Annotated in this window: 8 protein-coding genes; all 8 read right to left on the bottom strand. The window is 60.7% G+C overall.

Annotated elements, in window-relative coordinates:
* On the bottom strand, positions 1–416 hold a 416-nt coding region (locus EFB14_RS29510; RefSeq protein ID WP_164737608.1), incomplete at its 3' end, for a transposase.
* Between the two features lie 100 nt (positions 417–516).
* Positions 517–1,008 carry a F0F1 ATP synthase subunit B gene (locus tag EFB14_RS29505; RefSeq protein ID WP_126830144.1) on the bottom strand — a complete coding sequence of 164 codons (492 nt, stop codon included), beginning with the start codon at positions 1,006–1,008 and terminating at the stop codon, positions 517–519.
* Positions 1,009–1,011: 3 nt separating this feature from the next.
* The gene (locus tag EFB14_RS29500; protein WP_125843913.1) at positions 1,012–1,635 is read right to left on the bottom strand and encodes a F0F1 ATP synthase subunit B; all 624 of its coding nucleotides are present in this window, start codon (positions 1,633–1,635) and stop codon (positions 1,012–1,014) included.
* Between the two features lie 78 nt (positions 1,636–1,713).
* Positions 1,714–1,941 carry a F0F1 ATP synthase subunit C gene (locus tag EFB14_RS29495; RefSeq protein WP_003545854.1) on the bottom strand — a complete coding sequence of 76 codons (228 nt, stop codon included), beginning with the start codon at positions 1,939–1,941 and terminating at the stop codon, positions 1,714–1,716.
* A gap of 67 nt (positions 1,942–2,008) precedes the next feature.
* Positions 2,009–2,761, bottom strand: coding sequence for a F0F1 ATP synthase subunit A (locus EFB14_RS29490; protein ID WP_125843912.1), 753 nt, complete (start codon positions 2,759–2,761; stop codon positions 2,009–2,011).
* A 64-nt stretch (positions 2,762–2,825) separates the two neighbouring features.
* Positions 2,826–3,164 (bottom strand): AtpZ/AtpI family protein, encoded by a 339-nt coding sequence (locus EFB14_RS29485; protein WP_125843911.1) that lies wholly within the window; start codon positions 3,162–3,164, stop codon positions 2,826–2,828.
* A 271-nt stretch (positions 3,165–3,435) separates the two neighbouring features.
* The gene (locus tag EFB14_RS29480) at positions 3,436–4,611 is read right to left on the bottom strand and encodes a cell wall hydrolase (RefSeq protein WP_125843910.1); all 1,176 of its coding nucleotides are present in this window, start codon (positions 4,609–4,611) and stop codon (positions 3,436–3,438) included.
* A 365-nt stretch (positions 4,612–4,976) separates the two neighbouring features.
* Positions 4,977–6,875, bottom strand: coding sequence for a potassium transporter Kup (locus EFB14_RS29475; RefSeq protein WP_125843909.1), 1,899 nt, complete (start codon positions 6,873–6,875; stop codon positions 4,977–4,979).
* Positions 6,876–6,887: the final 12 nt, after the last annotated feature.

Below are 6,887 nucleotides of genomic sequence, written 5' to 3'. Positions count from 1 at the left end.
TCCACCAGGCCATGACGGATCGCCTGCTCGACGATGTGGTCAAAAATGTCCTGCGCCACGCTCGTGTCGTTGAAGCGCCGGCGGCGGTTCTGCGACAGCGTCGAGGCGTCAAACACACCGTCCGTCAGCTTCATCTGCAGAAACCAGCGATAGGCGACGTTGACCTCGATCTCGCGCACCAGCTGACGCTCCGAGCGGATGCCGAACAGGTAGCCAATGAACAGCGCCTTGAACATCAAGGTCGGATCGAGCGGTGGGCGGCCGTTGTCGGCGCAATAAAGCCCCGCAACGCGATCGTGGATGAAGGAAAAGTCGATCACCGCGTCGATCTTGCGAAGCAGGTGATCCTTCGGCACCAGGCTATCGAGCGTCACCATCTCAAGAGCCGTCTGGGTGGGGGCAGGTTTCTTCAACATGTCCCAATGAATCATAAACCCCTGGACGGTGCCAGGGGTTTGTCAGCAGTCTGAAGGCCGGGACAAGCCCGGCCTTTAATCTCATTCCATTCGAAACCGCTCAGTTGAGCCGCGTCTTGACCTGGCTGACGGCATTGCCGAAGAGCTCGGACTGGACCTTGGCATCGGCCCGCTTGGCAAGCACCGTTTCTGCAGCCGCGATCGCCAGATCGACGGCGGCGGAACGCACCGCCTTCATCGCATCGGCCTCGGCCTGCTTGATCTTCTGCTCGGAAAGCGCCGTGCGGTTGCCGACGAATTCTTCCGTCTTCTTCTTCGCTTCGGCGGTCAGCATTTCGGCTTCGCGCTCGGCGGCAGCGACGATATGAGCCGCCTCGGCTTCAGCTTCCTTGCGCTTGCGCTGGTATTCGGCAAGCAGATGCTGGGCCTCTTCGCGCAGGCGCTTGGCTTCGGCCAATTCGTTGCGGATCTGGTCGGCGCGATCGTCGAGCGACTTCGCCATCATGCCCGGAGCCTTCAGGTAGACGACGAGCGCCAGGAAGAGGACGAGCCCGACAAAAGCGAAGAAAGTCGCGTCAAAGTGAAATTCCATCGATCAAGCCTCCTTCTTGGCAGCCGCAACCGCGGCTGCGACATCGGCCGTGGCGACGGTGCCGCCGATCAGCTGCTCGACGACCGCAGAGGCCGTTTCCTCGGCAATGGTACCGACGTCGGCGAAAGCCTTCGCCTTGATGTCGGCGATACGGGCTTCGGCAGCCTTGATCTTTTCCGACAGGCTCGCCTCGACAGCGCGACGATCCTCTTCGGCCTTGACCTTGGCAGCGTCACGCGCGGCAGAGCCGATCGCATGCGATTTGGCGCGGGCAGCGGCCAGTTCACCTTCATAGGTCCGGACGGCGGCGTCGGCCTCCGCCTTCAGGCGGCTGGCCTCTTCCAGGTCCTGAGAGATGCGCGTGTGGCGCTGGTCGAGGATGGCCCCGATGCGCGGCGCAATGACCTTTTGCATAAGGAGGTAGAAGACGCCGAACGTAATCGCCAGCCAGAGCAGCTGGGACGCATAGGTCGTCGAATCGAAAGGCGGGAACGGGCCACGGGCGTGTTCGCCTTCGGCAACGCCGGTCTCGGTATGGACCTCGCCTGCGGCCGGAGCGGCATGCGCATCCGTGCCGGTCGCTGCCGCCGGTGCTTCTTCAGCGTAAGCCGGGGTCACAAAAAACATGCTCACCTCCAGGTGGACTGCAAATGCAAAGGATCACGGCTTGCGGTCCGCAGGCCGTGATCCATCTATTCGCCGATATCAGACGGCGAAGAGGAGGAGGAGAGCGACGAGCAGCGAGAAGATGCCCAGAGCTTCCGTAACGGCGAAGCCGAATACCAGACGGCCGAACTGGCTGTCAGCGGCAGACGGATTGCGCAGAGCGCCGGACAGGTAGCTGCCGAAGATATTGCCGAGGCCGAGAGCCGTACCGGCCATACCAAAGCAAGCCAGGCCTGCACCGATGTACTTTGCTGCTTCCGCTTCCATGTTGAACTCCTTTGAAATGGTTGTTGCGGCGAATGACTGACGCCCTTTGACGTCGATGTCGTTATCCTTAGTGCCCGCCCGGATGGATTGCGTCGTTAAGGTACATGCAAGTCAGTACCGCAAAGACGTAAGCCTGAAGGAAGGCGACGAGGAACTCGAGACCGGTCAGGGCGACGGTCATGATGAGGGGAAGAACGGCGCCGCCGACACCGAGAGCGCCCAGGGCTCCGAGCGAGGCGACGAAGCCTGCGAACACTTTGAGCGTAATGTGACCGGCGAGCATGTTGGCGAAAAGACGAACCGACAGGGAAATCGGACGGGAGAGGAAGGAGATGATTTCGATCGCGACAACAAGCGGCAGCAGAAGACCCGGCACGCCCGACGGCACGAAGACATTTAGGAAGTGGAAGCCATGCTTATAGAAGCCGTAGACGAGAACCGTACCGATGACGAGGATCGCCAGCGCGAACGTGACGATGATCTGGCTGGTGACCGTGAAGAAATACGGGAACATGCCAAGCAAGTTCGCCGTCAACACGAACATGAAGAGCGAAAAGACCAGCGGGAAGAACTTCATTCCCTGCTTGCCCGCGCCTTCCTTCAGCATGTTGGCAATGAATTCATAGGACATTTCCGCGATCGACTGCGAACGGCCCGGCACGATGGCGCGGTTCGAGGTCGCGAAATAGAGGAAACCTACGGCAACGGCGGCCGAAGCGGCCATGAAGAGCGACGCGTTGGTGAACGAGAAATCAATCCCGCCGATTTCAATCGGCACAATCTTGAAGATCTGGAACTGATGAGTCGGATCGTTGGACACCGCTTGTTCTCTCTCTTTGGCCCGTAGGACACGGGGTCATTGCACTGGACCGGGAAACCGGTCCTCATTTCTTGTCGTCGTTGCCTTCCAGGGGATGGGCCACCACCCCCGCCGAACGCAGCACGTTCAGAACGCCGGCACAAAATCCGAGAAGCAGAAGAACAATCAAACCCCAAGGCGCCGTGCCGACAAAACGGTCGAGGAGATAGCCTAGAACAGCACCGACGACGATCGCGGCAATGAACTCGCTGGAAAGCTTCATAGCCTGGGCATAGCCTTTGCGGCTTACCTCGGCACGAGCCTCGCTTGCATCATCCGCTCCCGCCTCAACACGCTTGGTCGCGAGTTCCGCTTCCAATCGCGCACGGCGCTTCTCAAGACTTTCCTCGCGGTCATCCGCCATGGATCCCTCCTCGCTTGCCCGTCGCCCGTACTCCCGCTACCCCGGTCATTCGGACCCCGGACACGAGGGTTGAAACCCTTCCGGCCCGTTCTGAAGTCGCGCGCAACATAGTTTTAGGGATTGGTATAGTCAAGGCGTAGGCGGCTTCTGTCCAGCCAGAAAATAATTCCATCGAATCAATAATTTAGGCCGATATCCGGTCGATTGCCCAAATTCGATTGAAAGAAACCGCTTTTAAGGGTCGGAAATCCGCTGGCCCAGGCGGTTTATCTCAGCTCCAGCCGCCGCCATAGGTACGATAGAAGACGTGGAGACCGATGCGGCCGACCTTTTCCATGGTCTTTGCCCATTTCGGTCTGACATAGACGGCGTGATAATGCGTTGCCGAGCCAACCTGCGGCAGCCAGATCTTGCCGGCAGTCACCGCCATCGCCACGTCACGGGCGACTCGCCAGTGATATTCCGAATTCACCCTGTCCTTGATGCTGTCGCAGGCGAAGGAAAACTGGCAGCGGTTGCGCCAATCCTCGTTCTGGTAAACGACGCCGCAGATCGTCTTGGGATAGGCGGGGTTGCGGACGCGGTTGAGAATGACCTGGGCGACGGCCGCCTGGCCCTTCACCGATTCTCCCCGCGCTTCGAAATAGATGCCGGAGGCAAGGCATTGCTGTTCGCCGGCGGAAAAGACGCTCGGCGGCAACACACTTGCGGCCCAGGCGTGATCGCGCGGGCCGATCTCCGGGACGAAGCGGCCCTCCCCCTGGTCGGTCAGGATGGAATCGAACGGCGACTGGCGGGCATAATCGGGGGCGGGCGGCGCGTAGGCGGTGGCAAGCACATCGGCCTTGTTGCTGGTGACGAGGCTTGCGAGCATCGCCGGCACGTCGTTGTCGGTGACGACAGGCTTCTTCTTATAGAAAGAAGTGGCGATCTCGATCTCCTTGCCCCGGATCTTCGGCTTGACGAAGGCCGACCTCTCCTTGAGATCGAAGCTCGGCGTGAAGAGCATCTTGGTGCGCTCGAGAATGGAGCCGGCGGAAAAGTCCTTCGGCGGCTGCATCTTCTCGACGGCGACGATGCGGCCCTTCTTGGTGGAGCGCTTGACGCGATCCTCGTCCGGCGTGTCCTCGTGGCCCTTGTCCTTCCCGGTGAAGGCGACCTTGCGGCCATCGGGCAGCACCATGCCGGCGCCGGCGGAGATCGACCCCGTCACATCAGGCTCGGCGAAAGCCAGTTCGGCCTGGTGGATGGAGCCGGCGGGAGAATTGGTCAGCACCATGCGCCAGTTCCCGCCTTCGCGGTCGAGACCCGCGAGCATGGCGGCAAGATCGGCGTGGGATGCGACACTTGGGAAAATCAGCCAGCCGGCAAGACCGAAGATCGCTGGCGACACCCAGTTCTCGGGAAGAAGACGCAGCTTGCTACGGAAAGGGCTCTTGCGACGCAACACGAACTCCGGGCATGGGACGCGGGAACATTCCCTTGAAAATCTCGCATTAACCTTGACGTCCGGTTAACGGAGCGTGCCGGAATGTGACCGTGAGAATTTTTGGATATTCTAATGCGGGCGATATTTCCTTGCGAAAGTCCCCTCCCCACACGGGGAGGGACTAACCCGGAGCGCCCGCTCGTTCCACTCGAAACGTCGCAGATATGCAGGTTAAGCCCCTCCCCCTTGTGGGGGTCCAGAGGACGGGTCGAGACCTGTGGCTCGACCCCGGGCGGGTTTGGGGCGGGGTCTTCATCGCGAAGACCAAAAATCCGGAAGCATCACAGAGTTAGGGCCTCAAACCGCGCCCCCCGTTCCACACATCAAATAATGACGTGCGAGCCCAGTTCCACCACGCGATTCGCCGGCAGACGGAAGTAGTCCGAGGGATTGGCGGCGGCATTGGCGAGCGCGATGTAAAGCCGGTCCTGCCAATAAGGCATGCCGGACTTGGCGTCCGGCACCAGCTTGCGGCGTCCGAGATAGAAGGACGTCGACATGATGTCGAACTTCAGCCCCGTCTTGCGCAGCGTCGCCAACGCCTGCGAGACATTTTGCGATTCCATGAAGCCGAACAGCAACTCAACGCGGGAGAAGCGCTCGGAAATCTGCTCGACCTTGTAGCGGTCGTGACCCGGGACGCGCGGCTTGTTGACGGTGCGGATCGTCAGGATGACGTTGCGGTCATGGAGCACGTGGTTGTGCTTAAGATTATGCAGCAAGGCGGCGGGCGCCGATTCCGGATCGCTGGTCAGGAAGATCGCGGTGCCGGGAACCTGGGCCGGCGAATGCTCGCTCTTGCGCTCGATCGAGCTGACGAAGGAGGTGAGCGGAATGTCGGTGTGGCGGGTCTTTTCCATCAGGATCGCCGTGCCGCGGCGCCAGGTCCACATGATGACGGTAAAGGCCGTGGCGATCAGGATCGGGATATAGCCGCCGTCGTGGATCTTCAGCAGGTTGGCGCCGAGGAAGATCATTTCGAGCGCGACCAGCGGGGCGAGGGCGATGATGGCAACCGGCAGCGACCAGTTCCAGCGGACGCGGACGAATTCGAAGGCCATGATCGAGGTGACGACCATGGCGCCGGTAACGGAGATGCCATAGGCGGTCGCCAGCGCGTCCGAGGTTTTGAAGCTCAGGACCAGGAAAATGACGCCGATGAACAGTACGGCGTTCACCGAAGGCACGAAGATCTGCCCGGTGTTGGTTTCGGAGGTGAAGAGGATTTCCATGCGCGGCAGGAAACCGAGGTTGATGCCCTGGCGCACCAGAGAAAAGGCGCCTGTTATGACAGCCTGGCTGGCGATGATCGTCGCAGCGGTGGCAAGGATGACGACCGGCAGCAGCGCCCATTGCGGAAACATCAGATAGAAGGGATCGGACATCGTTTCCGGCTTGCCGAGAACGAGAGCGCCCTGACCGAGATAGTTCAGCGTCAGCGACGGGAACACCAGCGCGAACCAGGCCCACTGGATCGGGCGGCGGCCGAAGTGACCGAGATCGGCATAAAGCGCCTCGGCACCCGTCACCGTCAGGAAGACGGCGCCGAGCACGACGACGCCGTAGAAACCCTCATGCAGCAGGAAGCTGACCGCATAATAAGGATTGAAGGCGGCAAGGATGCCGTAATCATCCGAGATATGCGATACGCCGGCGGCGGCTATGACGATGAACCAGACGGCGGTGATCGGGCCGAAGAACTTCGCAACGGCGCCGGTGCCGCGCGACTGCACGACGAAGAGCAGCGCCAGGATCACCACCGAAATCGGCACGATATATTCCGAAAGGCTGGGCGTGACGAGCTTGAGGCCCTCGACCGCCGACAACACCGAAAGCGCCGGCGTAATCATCGCATCGCCGAGGAAGAGTGCCGCACCCATCAGGCCGAGCAGCATCAACAAGGCGGTATGGCCGTTGGCGGTCTTCATCAGAAGGGCAAGCAGCGACAGTGTGCCACCCTCACCCTCGTTGTCTGCGCGCAGCAGGAAGAGCACATATTTGATGGTGACGATGATCGTCAGCGCCCAGATCATCAGCGAGATCAGGCTGATGACCTCAAAACGGGTGAGGCCGTCGTGGGCCACGGGCTTCAACGCTTCGCGAAAGGCGTAGAGAGGGCTCGTGCCGATATCGCCGTAGACGACGCCGACCGAACCCAGCGCGAGATAAAACAGCTTTCTCGGCGTCATATGACGTTCGTGCTGATGGCTCTCTTCGGACATGAAATTTCAACA

Source organism: Rhizobium fabae, from assembly GCF_003985135.1.
GTDB lineage: Bacteria > Pseudomonadota > Alphaproteobacteria > Rhizobiales > Rhizobiaceae > Rhizobium > Rhizobium pisi.
The sequence above is the reverse complement of the archived record's forward strand: the minus strand, read 5'-3'. Positions and strand labels throughout refer to the sequence as shown.